19 protein-coding genes are annotated in these 22,725 nt (G+C 42.2%); 2 read left to right on the forward strand and 17 right to left on the reverse strand.

Annotated features, from left to right (window positions below; genetic code table 11):
- Positions 1-510: 510 nt before the first annotated feature.
- From MKY14_RS15345 to hemC, 6 genes are all read right to left on the reverse strand, one after another.
- A complete protein-coding gene (locus MKY14_RS15345; protein WP_340976768.1) occupies positions 511-1,878 on the reverse strand; it encodes a LysM peptidoglycan-binding domain-containing protein in 1,368 nt (455 codons plus the stop codon).
- A 331-nt stretch (positions 1,879-2,209) separates the two neighbouring features.
- Positions 2,210-3,145, reverse strand: coding sequence for an RluA family pseudouridine synthase (locus MKY14_RS15350; RefSeq protein ID WP_256717565.1), 936 nt, complete (start codon positions 3,143-3,145; stop codon positions 2,210-2,212).
- Positions 3,142-4,443 carry a glutamate-1-semialdehyde 2,1-aminomutase gene (gene hemL / locus MKY14_RS15355; protein WP_370511266.1) on the reverse strand — a complete coding sequence of 434 codons (1,302 nt, stop codon included), beginning with the start codon at positions 4,441-4,443 and terminating at the stop codon, positions 3,142-3,144. The genes MKY14_RS15350 and hemL overlap by 4 nt, the downstream gene beginning before the upstream one ends.
- Positions 4,444-4,525: 82 nt before the next feature.
- Positions 4,526-5,524, reverse strand: a complete 999-nt coding sequence (hemB, locus tag MKY14_RS15360) for a porphobilinogen synthase (protein ID WP_076129402.1) — start codon at positions 5,522-5,524, stop codon at positions 4,526-4,528.
- Between the two features lie 849 nt (positions 5,525-6,373).
- On the reverse strand, positions 6,374-7,921 hold the full coding sequence (gene cobA / locus MKY14_RS15365) for a uroporphyrinogen-III C-methyltransferase (RefSeq protein ID WP_340011125.1): 1,548 nt from the start codon (positions 7,919-7,921) through the stop codon (positions 6,374-6,376).
- A 5-nt stretch (positions 7,922-7,926) separates the two neighbouring features.
- Entirely contained in the window at positions 7,927-8,880 is a 954-nt protein-coding gene (gene hemC / locus MKY14_RS15370) for a hydroxymethylbilane synthase (protein ID WP_076129403.1), read from the reverse strand.
- A gap of 191 nt (positions 8,881-9,071) precedes the next feature.
- On the opposite strand from hemC, the gene MKY14_RS15375 reads away from it, so the two are divergent.
- Positions 9,072-9,329, forward strand: coding sequence for a hypothetical protein (locus tag MKY14_RS15375; protein ID WP_340976769.1), 258 nt, complete (start codon positions 9,072-9,074; stop codon positions 9,327-9,329).
- Positions 9,330-9,479: 150 nt separating this feature from the next.
- Here MKY14_RS15375 and MKY14_RS15380 read toward each other — a convergent pair whose 3' ends face one another.
- From MKY14_RS15380 to hemA, 3 genes are read right to left on the reverse strand one after another with little or no spacing between them, the layout of a single operon-like run.
- Complete coding sequence (locus MKY14_RS15380) at positions 9,480-10,127, reverse strand: precorrin-2 dehydrogenase/sirohydrochlorin ferrochelatase family protein (RefSeq protein ID WP_339281344.1); 648 nt, start codon at positions 10,125-10,127, stop codon at positions 9,480-9,482.
- 5 nt (positions 10,128-10,132) lie between these two features.
- The gene (gene ccsA, locus MKY14_RS15385) at positions 10,133-10,960 is read right to left on the reverse strand and encodes a cytochrome c biogenesis protein CcsA (protein WP_076129405.1); all 828 of its coding nucleotides are present in this window, start codon (positions 10,958-10,960) and stop codon (positions 10,133-10,135) included.
- Between the two features lie 5 nt (positions 10,961-10,965).
- Positions 10,966-12,363: a glutamyl-tRNA reductase gene (gene hemA / locus MKY14_RS15390; protein WP_076306845.1), complete on the reverse strand. Its 1,398-nt coding sequence runs from the start codon at positions 12,361-12,363 to the stop codon at positions 10,966-10,968.
- A 670-nt stretch (positions 12,364-13,033) separates the two neighbouring features.
- Here hemA and MKY14_RS15395 point away from each other — a divergent pair.
- Entirely contained in the window at positions 13,034-14,317 is a 1,284-nt protein-coding gene (locus MKY14_RS15395; protein WP_340976772.1) for an O-antigen ligase family protein, read from the forward strand.
- A 539-nt stretch (positions 14,318-14,856) separates the two neighbouring features.
- Here the strand turns inward: MKY14_RS15395 and MKY14_RS15400 are convergent.
- The 8 genes from MKY14_RS15400 to MKY14_RS15435 all read right to left on the reverse strand — a co-directional run bounded on the left by MKY14_RS15400 (position 14,857) and on the right by MKY14_RS15435 (position 22,694).
- Positions 14,857-15,462 carry a YdcF family protein gene (locus MKY14_RS15400; protein WP_340976774.1) on the reverse strand — a complete coding sequence of 202 codons (606 nt, stop codon included), beginning with the start codon at positions 15,460-15,462 and terminating at the stop codon, positions 14,857-14,859.
- A 42-nt stretch (positions 15,463-15,504) separates the two neighbouring features.
- The gene (rfbB, locus tag MKY14_RS15405) at positions 15,505-16,500 is read right to left on the reverse strand and encodes a dTDP-glucose 4,6-dehydratase (protein ID WP_340976776.1); all 996 of its coding nucleotides are present in this window, start codon (positions 16,498-16,500) and stop codon (positions 15,505-15,507) included.
- 28 nt (positions 16,501-16,528) lie between these two features.
- Positions 16,529-17,089 (reverse strand): dTDP-4-dehydrorhamnose 3,5-epimerase, encoded by a 561-nt coding sequence (rfbC, locus tag MKY14_RS15410; protein ID WP_340976777.1) that lies wholly within the window; start codon positions 17,087-17,089, stop codon positions 16,529-16,531.
- A gap of 20 nt (positions 17,090-17,109) precedes the next feature.
- Entirely contained in the window at positions 17,110-17,988 is an 879-nt protein-coding gene (gene rfbA, locus MKY14_RS15415) for a glucose-1-phosphate thymidylyltransferase RfbA (protein WP_340976780.1), read from the reverse strand.
- A 249-nt stretch (positions 17,989-18,237) separates the two neighbouring features.
- Positions 18,238-19,233 (reverse strand): UDP-glucose 4-epimerase GalE, encoded by a 996-nt coding sequence (gene galE, locus MKY14_RS15420; protein ID WP_340976781.1) that lies wholly within the window; start codon positions 19,231-19,233, stop codon positions 18,238-18,240.
- A 33-nt stretch (positions 19,234-19,266) separates the two neighbouring features.
- Positions 19,267-20,682 (reverse strand): hypothetical protein, encoded by a 1,416-nt coding sequence (locus MKY14_RS15425; RefSeq protein ID WP_340976782.1) that lies wholly within the window; start codon positions 20,680-20,682, stop codon positions 19,267-19,269.
- A 208-nt stretch (positions 20,683-20,890) separates the two neighbouring features.
- The gene (locus MKY14_RS15430) at positions 20,891-21,805 is read right to left on the reverse strand and encodes a glycosyltransferase (RefSeq protein ID WP_340976783.1); all 915 of its coding nucleotides are present in this window, start codon (positions 21,803-21,805) and stop codon (positions 20,891-20,893) included.
- Between the two features lie 73 nt (positions 21,806-21,878).
- Positions 21,879-22,694, reverse strand: coding sequence for a glycosyltransferase (locus MKY14_RS15435; protein ID WP_340976785.1), 816 nt, complete (start codon positions 22,692-22,694; stop codon positions 21,879-21,881).
- Positions 22,695-22,725: the final 31 nt, after the last annotated feature.

Genomic DNA, 22,725 nt, shown 5'->3' on the forward strand with positions numbered 1-22,725 from the left:
GGTCTCTGAAAAAAACAAAAAGACCCCTCGTCTCAAAGGACGAAAGGTCATTCTTTCGCGGTACCACCTTTGTTTCGCGCCAATGAAAAATAAAACTACACTTCTTACCCTACGGATTCAGAAGCTTAGCGCGACACTCGTACAGATAACGGCTGCTACCGGCCACAACCTAACTTATCCTTCACAGGTATGAAGATAAGCTCAGAAGGGCGACTCCGGGGCGACTTCGGGGGCTGTTTCCTACGGAATGTCACAGCACTTGCAATTCCGCTCTCTGAAGGGCTGACCGCCTACTCTTCCCGTTCCCAGTCTTTACTTAGATATTGCTTACTCCATAATACATTTTGAGCCCCCCCTAGTCAACCTGGATACGCCTTTGCAGCGGGACTTTAGGCTGAATTTCGACTTATTTCTTCTGAAGCATCCCTTCCAACAATGAAACAGCAAAAATCCCGATCCTAATACCTGATCGGGATTCACCTATTCATGTGTGTACGCATCACGATTCGATTACGGGATGTACAACACTTGACCTTCCTCTACACTCTGCCCGGATAAGCGATTATACATTACCAGCTCCCGCGCACTTAGCTGATACTTCTCTGCTATGGTATCCAGTGTTTCTTCACGCTGCACAATACACAGCCGAACTTTGCGGAACATGTTAGCTCCATCCGCGCTGGCAATGAATCTGCTCTTCCATTCCGTATTATTGCCAACCTCTGGAACGTCCACTGCTGCAGATGTGTTTGCATCCGACTGCAGAGCTTCCTGCTCTTTACGGACACGACTGGAGCTTAGTAAAGAGGAGAAGGTGAGATGTTCTTTTTCCGGAATTTCTGCTTCTTTTTTACTGCCCAAGGCGATCTTAAGATCTTGTTTCTCCTCATGAGAAGCCACACTCTCTTGTGAAACAAAAACTTCGTTCGCATTCTCATTAATCGGCGCAGTATTCTCTTCTTGCTTAGGAAGCGCATTATTAGCCTCATTTTCAGAAACGAACACAGGGATATCCTGAATTGCATCTGCACTAACGGCTGGAACAGCGGTCTCTCTAGGAGTAAAATATTCCTCTGCCGACTGTTGGTTCTCTTCGCTCACATAGCTTGCTTGATTCAGCTGAGACACCTCAACCTCTTTGTTCTGGGCCTCGGCTTTAAACCAGTAATCGGATAAACCCGCTTTAGCATCCTCAACTTGGGACTCCAGACTATGTGTCCGTGCCTTAGCTCCCTTGTCCTTCTCCTGACCGGATGAGAAATTGACTACAGGGGACGTATGAGCGGCTCCACTTGAGACTAATGATTCTTCTGCTTCCTGTTCATTCGCTTCGGCATGCTCATGTTCTTCTACAGCAACCTGTGAGGCATCCTCACCAAAGGTCCACTGAGAATTTTCATAAAGCGCATCATTTTCCTGTTCTTGTAGCTCCGCAGTAGCTTCTACCCTGTCATCATTCACAGGAGAATAGGCGACTGTATACTCCTCTTGCTGCCAGGCTGGTTGAGGTTGAGGGTCCGCACCACCGATCCCCCGCAGCGATAATACGCCTGTTATATTCACAGTGCGCATCGTGAGCAGATCGATATCAAAATTCTCAATCTCTACCCCAATATCTTCAATCGAGCTGACGCGTGTAAGCGGAACAGTGATTTCCACGGGAATGGCATGCTCCAGACGTTGTGTTCGGTCATCTTCACTCCGGTAAAGCCCGGTAAGCAACAGCTGACCATATAACTCGGCACGATCCTCCCGCTGAATCACCTGAATTTCCGGAAGTAGTTCAACCTCCTCCAGCTCAGCTATTCCCGGAAGCTCTTCCGAAAGGTGAATGCGTTCGTAAATATCAAACCGCAAGCCGTGGGACTGATCAAACACGGGATATGTCCTCCTTCTTGGCATAATCTAACCCTGAGACAGGCCCAGAGCATAAGCCCAAAATGTTACTCCCCACATGTATATGCTTCAAACAGAGAGGCATGACAACTTTGGTAGTACTAACCGGACAGGATGCTAATAAATTTCATGAATTTAAGAGCTCACCAAACCTTCAGCCTGCTGATAGATGCACTACTTCGTAAGAACAAAGTATTATATGCTGCTTTTATTAATAAGACATGGATAGATGTTTTTTTTCTGAAAAAATAGAAAAAGAACAGCAGAACCAGCTTTTGCTGATTCTACTGTTCCTTAGCCACTTACGTATCTGTCAGGGTGCTTCAGACAGCAGCTCTCGCAGCTGCAGCATATCCTCCGGCCACGGATCGCTGACTTCCAGCTGTTCTCCGCTCCAAGGATGGCGGAAGGACAATGCCTCGCCATGCAGGGCATGGCGGCCGGCAGCGCTGGAAGCCCAAACCGGACCGCCATATAGTTCATCCCCATACAAGGGATGACCCATATGGCTGAGATGAACGCGAATCTGATGCGTCCGTCCAGTCTCCAGCTGCACATGCACCAGGCTTCCGCCATGCAGTGCCTCGCGCTCGATGATTCGCGTCACGGCAGATTGTCCGCCGGGCGAGACCCGTCTGCGCGCAGCGTGATGCCGATCGCGCCCAATCGGGGCATCGATCACCTTAAGCGCAGGCGGCACGATGCCTTCAACGATCGCGGCGTAGTGCCGCGAGATGCTTTTTTCACGCATATTCTCGTCCAGGACTAACTGTGCGAACTCATTTTTCGCATACATCACCGGACCCGTTGTATCTTTGTCCAAGCGGTGAATATGGCGCACAGCCACATTTTCGCCGGAAGTGATATAATGCGCAGCTACGAGGTGATCCAGAGTTACACCTGTTCCACTGCCATCTGGATGTACCGCCAGCCCAGCTGGTTTATGAGCTACCAGGCAAAAATCATCCTCATACAGCACCTCAAGCTCTTCCCATATCGGTTCAAGCCCCGCTTCACGATCGGGAAAAAGCGCCAGCCGAAGCCGGTCGCCTTTCCACTGAATGCCTCCCTCGCGGCGTAACCGCAGATGAAGTTTCTCGGGCATGCCTACAGTTTCTAACAGCCACTTGTCAATCGTTGCCTGCGTATCCTCGGCTCCAGTAATGATTTTGCCGGGTGTTACCTCCAGCCACTCTCCACGCCGGGTCCAAGCGCCACCACCGGTTCTTTCTCCGGCTCCGATGCTCAAAGGGCCTTCAGGGCATTATAATGGCCCTCAATGGTATCATCAATATCTTGCTCACTATGTGCAGCCGATATGAACATCCCCTCAAACTGTGAAGGTGGCACACTGATGCCTTGGTTTACCATATGACCAAAATAACGACGGAAAAGATCCGTGTCACTGGACTTAGCCGTTTCAAAATTGATTACAGGTCCTTCAGTAAAGAATGGGCAAACCATCGATCCAACCCGGTTGATAGTGAGCGGAATGCCAGTCTCAATTGAATTCTTTTTCAAACCCGCTTCCAGACGTGCACCCAATTGTTCCAGACGATCATATACTTCCGGGGTCAACAGCTTGAGCGTAGTATATCCGGCTGCCATCGCCAATGGATTACCACTAAGTGTGCCCGCCTGATAAATCGGTCCAGTAGGAGCGATTTGCTCCATGATCTCTCTTTTGCCGCCATAAGCACCCACTGGAAGTCCGCCGCCGATAACTTTGCCAAAACAAGTAATATCCGGAGTAATCCCGAACAAGCCTTGAGCACAGCCACGATTAACACGGAAGCCTGTCATAACCTCATCAAAAATAAGCAGCGAACCATTGTCAGAAGTTAATTTACGAAGCCCTTCCAGGAAGCCTGGAAGCGGTGGAACCACGCCCATGTTGCCGGCAATCGGCTCTACGATCACTGCGGCAATCTCATTGCCAAAACGTTCGAAAGCAATCTGAGTGGACTCCAAATCATTGTAAGGAACCGTAATGGTATTCATTGCAACGCCTTCTGGGACACCCGGGCTATCCGGCAAGCCCAATGTAGCTACACCAGAGCCAGCCTTAATAAGCAGACTATCCGCGTGACCGTGGTAGGAGCCTTCAAATTTCAAGATTTTGCTGCGTCCAGTGTAACCACGTGCCAAACGAATCGCGCTCATCGTAGCTTCCGTTCCAGAGTTAACCATGCGTACGATATCTACAGATGCCACTCGTTCAACAACGGTTTTTGCCATTTCCGTTTCGAGTAGCGTTGGAGCGCCAAAGCTTGTCCCTTTTACCGCCGTCTCCTGCAATGCCTTCACAACCTCGGGATGCGCATGACCCATAATCAGCGGACCCCATGAGAGCACATAGTCGATAAAGCTGTTGCCGTCGATATCAAAAATACGCGAACCTATCCCATGATCCACATAAATCGGAGTCAGACCTACGGATTTAAACGCCCGTACAGGGCTGTTCACCCCGCCGGGAATATATTGTTTTGCTTCATCAAAAGCCTTCCGGGACGCTTCCTCTTTACGCGCCATTGGCACATTACTCATGTATCTTCACTCCTATTCTCTTCTTGGTTACACAAGCTTGTACAAACATATATTAGCTGCCGCGATGTCGGTGTGATGAAGATTAGCCGCGCAGCCAGCGGGCTGCATCTTTTGCAAAATAAGTAATAATAATGTCCGCACCAGCACGTTTCATGCCCGTCAGCATTTCCAGCACAACGGCTTGCTCGTCGATCCAGCCTTGCAATGCCGCTGCTTTTACCATGGAATATTCTCCACTCACATTATAAGCCACCAAAGGAAGATCAAACTGATCACGAATCGTACGAATCACATCTAGGTAAGCCAGAGCTGGCTTCACCATTAACATATCCGCGCCTTCCAGCACATCGGATTCTGCTTCACGGAGTGCTTCGCGCAGATTGGCAGGGTCCATTTGATATGTTTTGCGATTCCCGAACTGTGGTGCTGAATCCGCTGCTTCGCGGAAAGGGCCATAAAATGCCGAAGCATATTTGACCGAATACGACATAATCGGCACATGCTCAAAGCCGTTCTCATCAAGTCCCGCACGAATTGCGTGAACGAATCCATCCATCATGTTGGAAGGGGCGATAATATCTGCTCCAGCTTTTGCTTGGGATACCGCCGTACGAGTCAAAAGCTCCAGCGAGGCATCGTTGATAACATCGCCATGGACCACACCATTCACCGTATGCGTATGCACCATTCCACAATGTCCGTGATCCGTAAATTCACAAAGGCAGGTATCTGCAACGACCAACAGCTCTGGGTACCACTGCTTGATCAAGCGAGTAGCCTCTTGCACAATTCCATCCTCTGCAAAACCGGAAGAACCGATAGCATCCTTCGTCTCAGGAATCCCGAACAACAATACAGCCGGGATGCCTAGTGCGGCAATCTCGTCCACCTCTGCTTTTAACGTATCCAGCGAAAAATGATACACACCCGGCATCGAGCTAATCTCATTCTTCACACCTGTTCCATAAGTCACAAAAATAGGCTGTACCATATCCAGCACATTCAGTATCGTCTCCCGCACCATGCCACGAATTCCAGCAGAGCCGCGCAAACGGCGGTGACGTGTAATTGGAAAGCTCATTTGTTCATCCTCCTGAAAAATAAAATATAAAACCAAATTATGTGTCTGGCAGCAAACTACAACTAGCCGCAGCCAAGTCTAAATTAGCTACAACCAAACCGCCGACCACTAGCTAACTGCGTATAGTTGTAGTTTGTGCAACTATCTCGATGTTTTGTCCTAATTGTAAGCTTTAGTTGCATTCTCTACAGTTATTTATTACAAAAGTGCGAAGATTCCTCATTTAGCGGATATTTAATTGCACATACTACAACTAAACTCGGCTTTAGCTGATATATAGGAAATTTAATTGTATAAAGTACAACTAAACCTAAACCTCAAGCAGATCTGCTCACATTAACCTACTGCATATTCTCTACATACCAGTTAGTTTACAACCAAATATTATCCTCCGGACTCCATAAGTCACTACGTTCGGAGTTCAATTTATATGTTACTTGAAGGTAGCGATGTGGCACTTTTGAGCGTAGATATAACGGCGAGTAAACCAACAAATGTTAGTTAGTAAAAGTAACCGCGAACTCATTAATAACTACCAACTCACATGTAACCACGAACTATTTAGTAACTACGAACAAACTCTAAACTCACATGTAACCACGAACTATTTAATAACCACGAACTCACATGTAACTACGAACTATTTAGTAACCACGAACAAAACTCTAGCCTGTAATGTAACTAATTATAAGCTGAGCGCTATATTTCTAAGCAGGCACTGCCTTTCTCCGTAGAACAGCTACTACTCTCCCCGCGGAGTAATCAGCTTTTACCTTCCCACCAGAAAGCAAGCTACGTAAGTTAAGCTCACCAGTAAACTATTGCTTCGTTCTATCCTCGATCCGAGCGCTACTGCAGCTGAGTCTCCGCATTCCAGCGGCAGAGCTCCTGCACCAAACTATCTATGGTTGCCTCTTCAGGCAAGAGTCCCGGTGTCAGTCCCGCGTCTACCGCAGTCTGCTCCGTTAACGGGCCGATGCAGGCGATTTTCACATTTGCAAGCAGCGGGAGCGGATCTTCAAGCCCCATCCGTTTCAGGATGTGTATGAAATTACGCACGGTTGACGAGCTGGTGAAGGTTACCGCGTGAACGCGACCTTCCTCTAGCAGCTTCAGCAGCTCGTCGTCATCCTCACCCGTGACAACCGTTTCATAAGTATCCACGTCTGTCACCTGAAGGCCAAGCTCTCTCAGCTTGTCCGGCAGCCAGTCCCGCGCCAGATCGCCGCGCGGCAATAGCACGTTCTGCCCCGGCAGCAGCTGGGGACCGAACGTCTCAATCAGACCTTCCGCCTGAAACTTTGCCGGAAGTTCTTCAGCAATCACCCCGCGCTGCGCCAGCGCGGCGGCTGTGCCTGGCCCCACCGCTGCAATACGCGCGCGGTGTAGCCCGCGAATGTCCGCCCCCAGCTCCGCCAAGTGGCGCCAAAAAAAATCCACGCCGTTCGGGCTAGTGAAGAATACCCAGTCGTACGATTCCAGCGCGCCAAACGCCGCAGCAATCTTCGCCTTCTTCTCTGCCCCTTCCGGCATGATCGTCTCGATCACCGGGAACTCATAGGGTTCCCCGCCGAGTTCTTCAATTCTATCCACCAGCTCGCTTGCTTGGCTGCGAGCCCGTGTCACCACGATGCGTTTGCCGAATAACGGCATCGCCTCGACCCACTTCAGCTGCTCACGCTGCAGCACCACGTCGCCGACGACGATGACTGCCGGCGGCTGAAAATCCGCCGCCTTCACCTTCGCCTCAATATCGGCGAGGGTTCCCGTCAGCGTCTCCTGATCCGCGCGGGTGCCCCAGCGCACAAGTGCCACTGGTGTTTCTGGCGGCCGCCCGTGCTTGATCAGCTGAGCGCTGATATAACCTATTTTAGCTACGCCCATTAGAAACACTAACGTTCCCGTGGCGTTCGTTACTTTATCCCAATGAATGGAATGATCCAGTTTATCCGGACTCTCATGCCCGGTGATAATCGATAGGGAAGAGGCATGATCGCGGTGCGTAACAGGTATACCCGCATAGGCAGGTACACTGATCGCTGACGTGATGCCCGGTACGATTTCGTAATAGATCCCATTTTTGCGCAGCAGCTCCGCTTCTTCACCCACCCGGCCAAAAATCGTAGGGTCCCCACCCTTAAGCCGCACCACTGTTTTCCCCTGTAAAGCCAAATCAACTAACAATTGATTAATCTCTTCCTGCTTCATCGTGTGGCGATCCGGCAGCTTGCCTACATAGATCTTCTCCCCGCCGGGTTTCATGCATTTCAGCAATCTAGGACTTGCCAAGCGATCATACACCAGCACGTCGCTTTTTTGGATACACTCGAGGCCTTTCACAGTAATCAGCTTTGCGTCCCCGGGACCTGCACCTACCAAATAAACCTTCCCCGTCAATCCACTCATCCCCTAACGTCTGACAGTATCTTCTCCGCTCCTCTTGCAATCAGCTTTTTAGCGACTTCTTCGCCGAGCTGTACCGGGTCAATCCCCGTGCAAGTTTCTTTCAAAATCGTTGAACCGTCCGGTGTTCCCACCATCCCCGTTAACGAGATTACTTTGTGCTCAGCGGTAGCAGCTTTGGCGGCTGTGTCAAGCACCGCATGAGCACCAATCGGCACTTGGCAGCCGCCATTCAGCACGCCAAGGAACGTGCGCTCCGCCGCTACCGTCAATGCCGTATCGGCATCGTTGTATAATGCCAGCAGCTTCCGCAGGTCAGCGTCATCTGCGCGGCACTCGATGCCGAGTGCGCCCTGCCCTACAGCGGGCAGGCAAACCTCCGGCGGCAGGTAGGCGCTCACGCGATCCTGCCAGCCCATGCGCGACAGCCCCGCCGCTGCCAGCAGGATTGCGTCGTATTCGCCGCTCTCCAGCTTGCGCAGCCGCGAGTCAATGTTGCCGCGCACGGGCTCAATGACCAGATCAGGCCGCAGCGCAGCGAGCTGGCTGGATCGGCGTAGGCTGCTTGTGCCTACGCGTGCACCCTGAGGCAGCTCGTCTAGCGAGACGCCTCCGTTAGAGATCAAAACATCACGCGGATCGACTCGCTTCGGCACAGCACCATTGATCAACCCATCCGGTAGCTCAGATGGCATATCTTTCATGCTGTGCACCGCCATGTCAATTTCTTTTTCCAGCATCGCTTGCTCGATTTCTTTCACGAACAACCCTTTGCCGCCTACCTTGGATAAAGTAACGTCAAGAATGCGGTCACCTTTGGTGACGATCTTTTTCACTTCAAAAGTAAATCCAAAACCATGCTCCTCGCTAAGTCGCTCCAGATCAGCAATCACATGTCCCGTTTGCGTCAACGCAAGCGCGCTTTGTCTACTCCCCACTATAACCTTACGCATTTGTCCATTCCTCCTGGTAACGTTCGCCTCTTACTCTTCACCGCAGAACCTTGCACTAGAAATCCAAACCCAAACTAACCAATTAACTACTCTCACTCTAAAAAAGGCATTATTGCCTTTGAATTCGCTACTTCGGATAATTCCCGCCAAATTTGAGGCATTATTGCCTTTTATAAGCTCCTTCGGCGATTGTGGCTCGTTTAGAGGGCATTTTTGCTTCTCTTTTAACTAACATGGTGGTTAATGCTCAATTTAAAGGCATTATTGCCTTTTATTTAGCTCATTCGGCGACTGTTGCTTATTTTAAGGGCATTATTGCTTCTCTTTTAACTAACATGGTGGTTATTGCTCAATTTAAAGGCATTTTTGCCTTTCTTTTAGCTCCTTCGACGACTATTGCTCATTTAGAGGGCATTGTTACCGTACATTCCGCCATCCAAGCTACTTAAGCTCGATTCAACAGTATTTTTACCGTACATTCCGCCATCCCAGCCACTACGAGCCAACTCAGCCATTCATTATAATTACTCAAAACCGCTCATCACTTCATATCTTAATCTAACCCAATTTTCTAATCTTTACAGTGTCCACGCGCACTTTTACTCCACCCGTTGCTCAGCAATCCAAGCGTCCATATCCTCCGGGCTCCACGCTATGAAGGTACCCTTACTCATCTCGTTCAACACATCCAGCGCGCCTAGCTTCCGCAAAAGCCTTCCACGAACTTCAGCAGAAGGTTCTTTTTCCTTAATCCGGGTTCGCATGGCATGCACAAAATCTAAATATGGCTCATACGCCGCATCCAGCGCTTTTTCAAGCACATTTTTGATCTTCGTTGCCGCAAGCGGGCCAGCACCTGAAGTAGATACAGCTACCGTCAAACGTCCCCTCCGAACCACTCCGGGCGTGATAAAGTTTCCCGCTTCCGCATGGCTGGCCACATTCACATGAATTCCAAGCCGTCTAGACTCCCGCGCAACCTCTTCATTAACCGCCCTATCGTTAGTGGCTGCATATACGAGAAAGGCCCCACGGAGATCTCCGGGAGCATAAGTACGGTCCATCCAGATCAGAAGACCTTTTTCAGCTAGAGAATCAAGCGGATCTGTCAAAGAAGGACTAATCACCTTAACCGCCGCTCCAGCTTCCAACAGCCCGCTCACCTTACGTTCAGCCACGACACCACCGCCAATAACCACACAGTGCTGCCCTTCACAATCCAGCATTATGGGTAAATAACGCGTCATGCCCTTCACTCCCCGCTCCAACCGTGAAAATCAGACCAAGAATTCAACAGAAAGTTCAAGATAATAAAAGCATATCCTAAAATCGCCCAGCGAGCCATACTTACTCCACTTTTCCGCCCGGACTTCTTAAAGATAATATAAAATATGTAAATCCCAAGACCGATAAGAGTCGTTAATACTTTTAAATCCTTCAATAAAAGCGTCCGTCCCTCAGATACTATAGACAAACCCGCCACCACCAGCGATATTCCCAGCAAAGGAGTGCCCACCAAAATAGCGGTGTAAGAGTATTTATCTGTAGTCTCCAGGTTCGGCAAACGACGGATCCGGTCGCTCCATTTCTTGCTTTTGAGTCTGGTGTGCAGGAACAAGTACAATATTGCAAAAACCGTCCCTAACGTCAGTGCTGCAAAACTCAAATTTGCCAAAATCACATGCATCGTCAGCCAGCCATACACCGCACTCCAAGTCTCAAGCGTATGCCCACCCGCCGTCAGCCAGACCCGATTAAGCAGAAAAACACTAAAACCAGCCATACTGAGCAGCAAAATCGTAAACTCGCCTCCACGTGTAAAAGCCACCGCAAGCGAAGTCAGCACAATACTAAACGCAAACCAAAACAAGAAATCATAAGGAGTAAAAATAGGCAGGCCTTTCTCCTGAGAGAAACGAATTCCAAGTCCTGCAACTTGCAAAAGACCCACAACAACAAGAAGCCCCGTGCCTAACCGCTTCCCACCCGGACTCCTTTTAAGGCAATCCGAGAAAACAAACAGCAGGCTCAGGGCATAGACCAGCAGAGCGGCATCATATATTCCGTTCAGCAGTTGCATATTATTCACCCACCCAGCAAGCCTGCCGGAGCAAGCGCCGTTTTAGGCACAGAGAAATCAGCGCTGCCAGCCGTACGTTCTCCAGAATTAGACTGCTTCACCGGGGCAATGTCTCCATCATCTGAATCGGATTTGAGCTGTTCCTGCAACGCAAAGATTTTGGAAAAATAATCAAGAGCTTCATTCCCTTGCTTACCGCCGGACAGCTCTTTAATTACATTGATCGGATCATGCATCATCTGGTTCACGATACTTTTAGTCAGACGGCGGATCACTTTCCGCTGATGCTCGTCCAGCTCGGGCAGCTTGTTGAACAGACTCTCCATCGTTTCTTCATGAATCGTATTCGATTTATCCTGGAGCGCCCGGATCACCGGTCTTACCCCAAGCGTCTTGAGCCACAGTTGGAACTCATCCATTTCTTCGCTGATCATCACTTCAATCTTCGCAGCTTCACTTCGGCGCATTTCCAGATTATTCTCCACAATGCCCTCCAGATCGTCAATATCATACAAAAAAACATCCGGCACACTTGCCGCCGCAGGATCAATATCACGTGGTACAGCAATATCAATCATAAAAAGCGGCCGCGAAGGGCGGCGTTTCATAGCATGCGCTACCTTATCAGCCGTAAGCACATACCCGTCTGCTCCTGTTGAGCTGATCACGATATCTACTTCATTTAGAGTTGTTAACGCATCTTCAATCGTGCTTGGCTTACCCGAGAACTTCTCCGCCAATTCAATCGCACGCGACAGCGTACGGTTAGCGACAATCACTTCTGCAGCACCACTACTGTATAGATGCTTCACGGTAAGCTCGCTCATTTTGCCGGCGCCGAGAATCAGCACTTTTTTCCCAGTGAACATGCCAAAAATCCGCTTGCCCAGCTCCACAGCCGCATAACTGACCGATACTGCGCTCTCGCCGATTGACGTTTCACTATGTGCTCTTTTGCCCAGCGTCACCGCTTGCTTGAACAACCGATTGAACCAAGTTCCAGTTACACCCTCTGCCTGAGCTGTGAGAAAAGAACTCCGCACCTGTCCCAGGATCTGCGTCTCCCCAATCACCATGGAATCCAGGCCGCAAGTCACGCGGAACAAATGCGCAATCGCCTGTTCGTCTTCATAAATATACATATGCTGAGCAAATTGCTCGCTTTTCACACCAAACCATTGCTCCATAAAGCCGCGGATGAAATAACCAGCCATATGAAGGCGGTCCATCACCACATAAATTTCCGTACGGTTGCAGGTAGCTACTAAGACCCCTTCTAGCACACCCTTCGTCTTCATCAGTTGATGGAGCGCTGCCGGAAGATCACTTTCCGCAAAAGCAAACTGTTCCCGAACCTCCACGGGAGCCGTACGATAATTCAGGCCAACGACGACGATGTGCATCGATAGTTCACCATCCTAGTCTCTATAAGTTGCTGAAATCCAATTATATAAATTAATATCTTACATACCGTTCACTTTCACAACATCTCAAAACACTGTGTTAAGTATATCACACGAAAATAAGACTTTTTACAGATTTTTTGAACGCTTTATGAAATCCAGATAATAATTATTATAAATAAAAAACCGTAGGTTCGCTACGGTTAGGATGAGTTATTTTTTGATTAATTATTAGTTTATAGAAGAGTCTATATAGATAATCGATCATATTGAAAAAAATTACCTTTTTAGGCATAACCCTAATCTATTCGATTTTTAATATCGGACTCTTTTTACTAATGGTATCCTTTTGGTTTACTTGGGGGGCTTTTGGTAAAAAAGTAAGTTAAAAAGAATAGTTTTGACGGATTAGTTGAATTGAATCTTGGGAGAGTAAAAAAACATCGTTTTGCATCTAAAGATGTTAAGGTTCAAAAGAGTTTCAGTGATTAGTAGCTTGGGTGAGATACTGCTGAGATATGTAACGAACCAAGCCAACAAATAAAATAGTTCTAAACAGTTGCTACTGACACTAATAACTTAAGTTTTGAAAATGGTAGAACAATGTATAATTATGTCTATCAATTCTTGGAATATCTTGCTATAATAGCTACCGGCAGGAGGGTATTATATGCAAACTAAAGAGTTAAATAGGACGCAGCAGTTATTAATGGTCATTATTCTCGCCTATTTGATCATGAAACCATATCCGGGATTTATGGGCGAGAACTTCCTAAGAATCATGGACTTTAGCTCTATCATTTTGATTGGAGCAATATTATTTCTGATTTACATGACGAGATTTGAAGTTAAAATATCACTTTCCGCTGGTAGAACACTTCTTATAATTGCAGCCATTTTTCTGTGGCAGCTAATATCTATGGGATACAATGCATTATTTGGAGGCGTAGTTGTTCTAGAGGATTTAGTAGATATGTATAAACCGTTAATAATGTTCTCAGCGTTTTTTCTAGGCTCATTACTTAGTGTTTCACCTTTGTTTTTCGAAAAAGCAATCAAATTCTTTGTGATATTCCAGTTCTTTCTATGCATAATTCAAATGCGTTTTGGTGGTTTTAGCTTGGGGCTTTTCTCAGGTCGAGACATGACCACAATCGCTAACGAGTTCTCTAACCGCGCTATTGGAACTTTTGGAAATCCAAACTTCCTAGCTGTATTCATGGCATCATGTGCTGTATGGTACTTTTACAAATTGTTATTTGTGAACAAAAGGAACATTTTTATGTTTCTAATTAGCTTTGGAACTGTGTTAATTACTCAATCAAGAACAGCCACGATAATCGGTCTTTCCACATGCCTACTAGTGTTGGTGGCCAATATACTATTAGCACGAAAACATAAAATTAGAAGCTTTGTAATATTGATCATGAGTATCCTGGTAGTATATACTGCATACCACTACGTCCTAATTAACGGACAGCATAATTCTGGTCAGTTTGGCTATTTGGTAAGTGGAATCAGCAAAGTGCTTTCTGGAGATTTGGTTTATCAAAGCAGCTTTCAAGGCAGAACCTTATACTGGGCAAACATTGGGGTTTACATTAAGTCTCACCCATTGATAGGTTCGGGCCCTATGAAGGGTGAACTTGGAGCGCCAAATGTAGCAGACAATAACTATGTTTTTATTGTATATAAATATGGGTTTATCGGGCTGGCGCTTTGGCTTTTTCTAACATTTACCATACTAAAAAAGACATTTAAAACTATTAAGTATCAAGCAAATAAGGTTGCCCCAGTTTTTGTTTTGTTGTTCTGGGTCGTTCTACTTTCGAGTGCATTACTAATAGATATTATGGAACACATTCGATATGCACCAATTACATTCTTCCTAACATCATTAGCATTAAATGTGAAAAATGAAGACGATTATGAATTCAAAAGGACTGATTCTTAGTCCTTTTTTTGCTTCTCCGTTAGACCATAACGCATTAACAGTAAAATGTAACGTAAAAATACCACAATAATTTCCAACTAAAAACTATTTATTCCGACAATCGAATACAGTCTAAGAAATTATCCCAAAGATACAAAGTTGCAGGAAAATGAGAGACAAAAATTTAATTCTTTTATACGTTACATTGATTTACATTGATTTACATTGATAATTGAGTCATTGCAATTAGAATGATATATCTAATCTACTCTCTGCTGAAACTTAGTATGCTCCAATATTCGCCATGTCATGAATAGCGATTTATGAAAAATATCTTATTTATGCGCTGTATAAATTTATATTTAAAATATATTCTTGTCACAAATACAATCTTATACTCATGAGAATGTAGTCTATTAGTTATTTCATTATTTTTCTCCTCGAATAAACGAATAGATAAAATCCAAATAGAAATATCCACTTGAGATAAACCCTACTTATATAGAAATACCCGTCGAATATAATCGCCGGGTTAAGATGTTAATCTTATATGAAATCCTTTAGCGAAACCAGTTCTTAATCTGATCAAGGGTACTTTTTGCCTCTGGACCATTGTAACCAAAGGTGTTGCCGATCATTTTCACATACTCGTTGAACGTTGTTTCTCTACTCTTTCGGTCACTCCACCAGTGTTTAGCGTTATATCCTGATGCAGAACCCACAAACGTCAGCTCAATCTCCGATTTTTTGTACACACGACCAAAAAGAAATTTCACCCTCCGCATGTGAAAGTCAGAGGAAACAACAATCGCAGATTTAAAACCGTATTCCTTCATTATAGGAAGAGTGTACTCGGCATTCTGATAAGTGCTATCCGCCGCGTTCTCGGTATAGATAACGTCCTGGGGTATGCCTAAAGCTAGGGCGGTTTGGACCATGTCACCCGATTTACTCGTTGCCTCTTTTGCATTGGAAAGAATTACATAAGGAGCATAGCCTGCTTTATATAACTCAGCTGCCTTTTCCACACGGCCTTGGCCTCCGCTTAGGACGATGATGACATCGGCTTGCTTGGGAGGTTCAGATAGAGCTAAGAAACGGCCTGCACTGAATAAACCAGTAATTAACAATAGCAAGCATACGAAAAGGACAAATCTTTTATTCATTAAATTACCTTTTCTTTTCTTAACCGTTAAGTCGTGCATAAATCACTTATGCGATTCGTTACTAAGGATTTGTTGCCACCATTCAGCATTATCAATATACCATTGGATCGTCTGCGCAATTCCGGTCTCAAAAGTATAAGTTGGCTTCCAACCTAAATTCTCAAGTTTCGTTGGATCAATGGCGTAGCGTTTATCATGTCCTAATCTATCTGTTACAAATTCAATCAAATCTTCAGATTTCCCCAAGGTACTGATAATCGTCTTAACTACTTCAAGATTAGTTCTCTCATTATGACCACCCACATTATAAACTTCACCACTTACTCCTTCGTGCACAACAAGGTCAATGGCCGCACAGTGATCCCAGACATGGAGCCAGTCGCGAATATTTTTCCCGTCTCCGTATACAGGAACCTTCTCTTCATTTAATACTCTTGAGATGGTCAGTGGAATCAGTTTTTCAGGAAAATGATAGGGACCGTAATTATTCGAGCAGCGTGTTATGTTCATTGGTAAACCAAAGGTCTCATAATACGCACGGACTAGCAAATCAGACGCTGTTTTACTAGCACTATAAGGACTGTTAGGCTGCAAAGGTGTTTCTTCGGTAAAAAATACAGTAGGATCAAAATCGAGTTCGCCATACACTTCATCCGTAGAGACATGGAGGAATTTAGTAATGCCGAATTTTTTAGCTGCATCCAGTAGTACCTGTGTCCCCATAACATTCGTACGAACGAATATCGCAGGATCAGTAATTGAGCGATCCACATGACTCTCCGCAGCGAAATGAACAACATAATCGAATTTTTCCAACTCAAAAAGAGACAATATTGCCTCTCGGTCAGCAATGTCAGCTTGAACAAACCGATAATTGGATTTGGACTCAATATCCTTATGTTTCGTTAGATCACCCGCATAAGTTAGCAAATCCAAATTCACAATATCATAATGCGGATATTTATCTATCATATACTGTACGAAGTTGCCTCCAATAAATCCGGCACCACCCGTAACCAGCATCTTTTGCTTACTCAATGAACGCACTCCCGATCTATTAGCTTTATTAGTTATTGTAAAAAAAATTCAAATTAGCATCTTTTAATAAAGGCGCCTTCTCATCCTTGGCAGATAATACAGGTGTAATATGAAGAGGCCATTCAATGCCAATAGAAGGATCATTCCACAGAATACCCCCATCACATTCCGGGGCATAAAGCTCATCGCACTTATACTGAACCTCTACGTCTTCTGTTAGTGTCATGAATCCATGTGCGAATCCTTTTGGGATCAGCAGTTGCTTCTTGTTCTCAGCATTCAGTTCAATGCCGAACCATTTACTATAGGTAGGACTACCTTTTCTGATATCTACGGCTACATCAAAAATAGCACCACGTGTACACCGAATCAGCTTCGTCTGTGCCTTGGGATGTAATTGAAAATGCAAACCACGTAATGTTCCTTTAGTTGCAGAGTAGGATTGGTTATCTTGTACAAACTCCATATCTATTCCATGGTCTTTAAACTTAGCTCCGCTATACGTCTCCATAAACCAACCGCGGTGATCCCCAAAAACAGCTGGTTCAACGACTAATACGCCTTGCAAAAAGGTTTCTGTAATTTTCATCTCTGCCACACTTTCAGTTATTAGTATTGTATTTTACCTGTTGCTACTTTCATCAAATACTGACCATACCCTGTCTTACTCAACTTCTCCCCGCATTTCCACAAGTGTTCTTTAGTAATCCATCCATTAATATATGCAATTTCCTCCGGAGCGGCGATCTTGATTCCTTGATGATCTTCAATAGTCCGTACAAAGTTAGTTGCGTCAACAAGACTTTGATGAGTTCCTGTATCTAACCAGGTGAATCCCCGACCTAGGAGTTCCACATCAAGCTCACCAAGATTTAAGTAAGCTTCATTAATGGAGGTAATCTCCAATTCTCCACGTGAAGAGACCTCAACGTTCTTAGCAATCTCAATAACTCTGTTATCATAAAAATATAGACCAGTAATTGCATAGTTAGATTTTGGTTGAGTTGGTTTTTCTTCCACGCTTAATACTTTACCTTCTTCATTAAACTCTACCACGCCGAAGCGCTCTGGATCTTGTACATGATATCCGAATACCGTTGCTCCTTGTTGTTTAGAAGAAGCACGTTGCAACATTTTCCGCATTCCATTGCCATAGTAGATATTATCTCCAAGGATCATGGCAACTGAATCACTACCTATAAAATCCTCACCCAGTATAAATGCCTGAGCTAAACCGTCAGGAGTAGGTTGGACTATATATTGTAGTGATATTCCAAATTGAGAACCGTCACCTAATAAGCTTTCAAATCTAGGCGTGTCCTCTGGAGTGGAAATAATAAGAATCTCTTTAATGCCCGCTAGCATTAATGTGGATAGTGGATAGTAGATCATTGGTTTGTCGTAAATAGGTAAAAGCTGCTTACTTGTGACCATTGTTAATGGGTATAGGCGTGTACCGCTGCCACCTGCTAGGATAATGCCTTTCAATTAAATTCCTCCTCTTAAGCAAAAATTAATGTAATGAATCGACTACCAATGCAATTTATATGTAATTTCAATTCTTATAATGATAGTACCATGAGATCTTGATTGAACATGATTGACATCAATAGCATCCTCATTATCAAGTATAAATTGTTGTTTACAACATGCCATGGAATAAAATAAGATTATAATCTATTATTTCAGATAATGCACAGATGTATTCTAAAACAATCTTTGAATTAACCTTTTTTATTATACCTCATATTTCTTTTCAAAACGCCAGGCATCCCTACATATGTCTATAATTCCTAGTTTAGCCTTCCACTTTAGTTCTTTTTCTGCTTTACTTACATCAGCATAACACTCAGCGATGTCTCCAGATCTACGGTTTGTTATTTCATAAGGAACATGTACATTATTAACTTCTTCAAAAGCTTTCACCAATTGAAATACACTTGTCCCCTTTCCAGTTCCAAGATTATATACATTTACACCAGGTAATAGATTATTCAACGCAGCAACATGGCCTAGAGCTAAATCCACAACATGAATATAATCTCTTACACCACTTCCATCTACGGTTGGATAATCATCACCAAATATCTTTAATTTCCTCATTTTCCCTTTAGCCACCTGCGTAATATAGGGCATTAAGTTGTTTGGGATGTTATTAGGTGCTTCTCCGATCAATCCACTTTTATGAGCTCCAACAGGGTTAAAATACCTTAATAGAGAAACTGAGAATTCAGAATTAGCTTTTGCTACGTCAGTTAATATACGTTCACTTATAACTTTTGTTTCACCATAGGGAGTCGTCGCAGACATCAACTCTGAATCTTCTAAAAACGGAACTTTATTCCTCCCATATACTGTAGCTGAAGAACTAAAAATAAATTTATTTATATTGTATTTCTGACACGCTTTAGCTAATATCAATGTACTTACAACGTTGTTATAGTAGTATTCTAACGGTTTTTTCACCGACTCACTTACTGACTTTAGTCCAGCAAAGTGAAAAACTGCATCGATTCTGTGATTTAAAAATATACTATCTACACTAGATTCATTTGTGACATCTAGAGGATAAAATATTATCTCTTTATTCGTTAGTAGCTTAATTTTGTCAAGAGTAGAAACCTTACTGTTGCATAGATTATCTAACACAATAACTCTGTGTCCTGCCTCAAGCAATGCAAAACAAGTATGTGATCCTATATAACCCGCACCGCCAGTTACCAATATCTGCATAAAACAAGTTCATCCTTTCTTGCAATCCAAATATTATTTCATAAGGAGTTTAAAATTTTTCATTGTGATAGATATGTCATTTCTTTTAATAATTAAATAAATTAAATATGCGAATGTATAAATTAATACTGCAATCCATGAATTTATAAACCAACCAGCTAGCACAAAAATCAGTGTCAACATTATCTCTAGTAAAATATCTTTAGTTAAAGAAATACCCAATAATTTAGATATAAAAATCTCAGCAAGAACACATCGAAAAGCTAGGATCATGACTATAGATAGAATAGCTAAGTCTAAATTTTTAAATACTAGTGAAGTTAATATAGTTACTAAAATACTTAACATCAAGGATATAATATTAATTCTCAACATTTGCTTTTCTTTTCTCATTGTCTTTAAAAACGTATTTATTAAAAGTGCCATCTTGCCCTCATAAATAAACATTGGAAATACCAAAGTCATATAAATCAAACTATCTGAATATTCCGGTAACCATGCAGTCATAACAAATTTAAGGGGGAAATTAATTATTAATACGCCTAGTAACATCACCATTAAAACATCTCTCATAACACAATATATATTTGACAATTTCCCCACATCTGTTCTTCTTAATATGGGAAACAATATAATACCTACAGCATTAATAAATAGCATCATAAGATTAGATATACTTAATGTGAGAGCTAACTTTCCAAAAGTTTCTACATCCCAATTTTGTTCTATTCCAAATCTAACCACGCCAATAATTAAAATACTAGCCATATTAGAGAACATTAGCTTTATTCCAACATTAATATTCTCTTTCGTTTCACTAAAGCTTAAAAAGAATGAGGAAATTTTTAAAAATATAATATTTTTACAACAATAAATAGAATAAATTAAAGCAACTAATTTTCCAATTAAATCTGCTATTATCATTAGCTTATAATCTCGAATACCAAATGCCAAAAATGATAGTAAAAGAAGAATATATACTAATCTATCCATTATAATAATTTGAGAATAATCCTTAATTCTATTCGTAGCTTGTAAAATATAAAGTAACATATATCTGGTATTAAGTAGTATTAACCCACAAGCAACCATTTCGATTATAAACAATTTATTATCATCTTTAATGATAAATCTAGCTGAAGTAAATAAGATTATTGCAACAAATATCTGAAAAAAAAACAACATATAAAACTGTGAGAAAAAAAGCTTTTCATTAAGCTCACTGTATTGCTTTCCACCATATCTTAAATAAATACCATCGTTCCAGCCAAAGTGTAAAAAACCAACATATGAAATATAAAATAAATAAAGTTGCCAATAACCGTAATCATCAATACCTATCAATTTAGGAACGATTAGAATAACTACTGTTGAGACAACGAGAGAAATCAAATTTGAAGCTATTGTGTAAGAAAAATTTTTTATAAAACTTGCTGCTTTGCTATTCACTATAGTAACCTCATCATTCTTATTACCTTGATAATGTTTATGTCAGCATTTGAGATTTCTTTTTTGTGCTTCAGATATGAGCTTAGAAGTTTAAAAATATAAACCTTAATATCAAACTATTAGTAAAAGTAAAAACGAATATATTAACGCAGTATATAGTATTTATTCCAAATTTATCTCAACAATAATAAAATGACAATATTTCAAGCTATATATTAATACTTCTCATTAATGTAACAGTCTTTTTCAAGTTATCTGCTCTATTGTAAACATCTCTATCTATATATTTAAATAAATAAATTATTAGGTTTAATTTTATAAACTTCGATTTTTGAGATCCATATTCATCAATTAAATACATATAATTTCTTGAGGACTTTAATTTTCTGAAATCTTCACTAAAGGGAATTTGTCTTAAATAATTTAGAATAAACTGTCCAAAATATGAGTTGTATTTAAGTCTTTTATTTGGATGAGTTATATAACTATCAGTAACTACATACCCTTCGTTTACCTTGGAAAGCCTATAAGTAAAATCATAATCATCGAATGCAATAAACAAATCTTCATTGATAAATATGTTGTTCCTTTTTATCGTATCTAAATCCAAAAATAACCCAGTATATCCTGCAGCATTTACTTTAAAATATTTTTCTTTATAATTTTTCTTTTTCGAAAAAAAAATGGACATATTCTTATTGAAATTTGCTCTAAAATAATATAACTCAGTTAGATTTTTTTCACACAATACTTTTGATGAAAGAAATGAAAAATCAATATTAGATGTATTTGCAAATATTATCAACGACTCTAAAGACTCCACATCGATTAGTGAGTCTTGATCAACCAAATAACAATACTTATATTGATTTGTTATCGCGTATCTTATACCTTGATTAAAGCCACTTCCGGGTCCATTATTCACTTCATTAAGAATATAATTAAATCTCTTCGAATACTTATAATTATCAATTAATTCCATAATTCCAGCTCTGTCTGTACTATTATCAATAACTATTACTTGCGTGTGTTCGCTATTATTTAGAATTAAATTGATATTTTTATTTAAATAATCTATATACGAACCCGGGTTAAATGTGACAAATATTATTAAAGTATCCAAGTGTCCATTCAAACCTCCTTTTATATTCATTGAGTTACTAAACATTTAGTATTTTCTCTTTAATTTGTAATGATTATGTTTGGATGAAATTAGAATGCATCTTCCTTTTATCTTTTAGATACTCTCTTTTCCCCTCTAACATATACTTTACAGCTTGGCACTTAGTTATCTCATTATCAAATAAGTCTATTTTTCTAATCGCAAATTGTATAATAAAAAATAAAGACAACCTTTGTGACATCGCTGTAAATGCAGCTCCTCTATTTAATAAGTATTCTTTATTAAATCCTTTAAACCATGTAGACTGACCAATATGTAAGTTTGCTATTTTAATAGGTACATATCTAATCTTCAAACCACATTTTAAACAATTCATTAAAAAAATATTTTCTTCACCCATAAAGTACTTTGACCCTGCACCAAACAGTTCATTGAAATTAAGACCGTTTTTTTTAATACTATCTAATCTAAATGCAACCTCTACAGACGATATTTTCATTGATGTTAAATAATTTACATTATAAGATTTATTTGAGTATTGTTTAAAAGAACCTTCTATACCTTCTACTTGAAAAGCAATGATATCTGCCTCTTCATATAATTCAAACTGAGAAAGAATTGTCTTCTCATAATCCATCAAATATTCTAGATCATCATCTGCTAATAGACATATTTCACTTTTCGAATTTTCCAATGCCATATTCCTACTACGACTTAGTCCCCTCTGTGTTGAACTGATCCATTTTATGTTTTTTCCATCCTTTTCAAGGATATGTTCAGCATTTTCATCACTTTGATTAATTACAACAACATCTGATTGGATATTCATCTTGTCAATTAAGCTATAATCATATTGCCCCATAGTAGAAACTAATACTTGCAATCCCATTTTTCTACTCCCCTCTAACTCCTGAGACTTT

Source organism: Paenibacillus sp. FSL R5-0887 (assembly GCF_038002305.1).
GTDB classification, from domain to species: Bacteria; Bacillota; Bacilli; order Paenibacillales; family Paenibacillaceae; genus Paenibacillus_AQ; species Paenibacillus_AQ odorifer.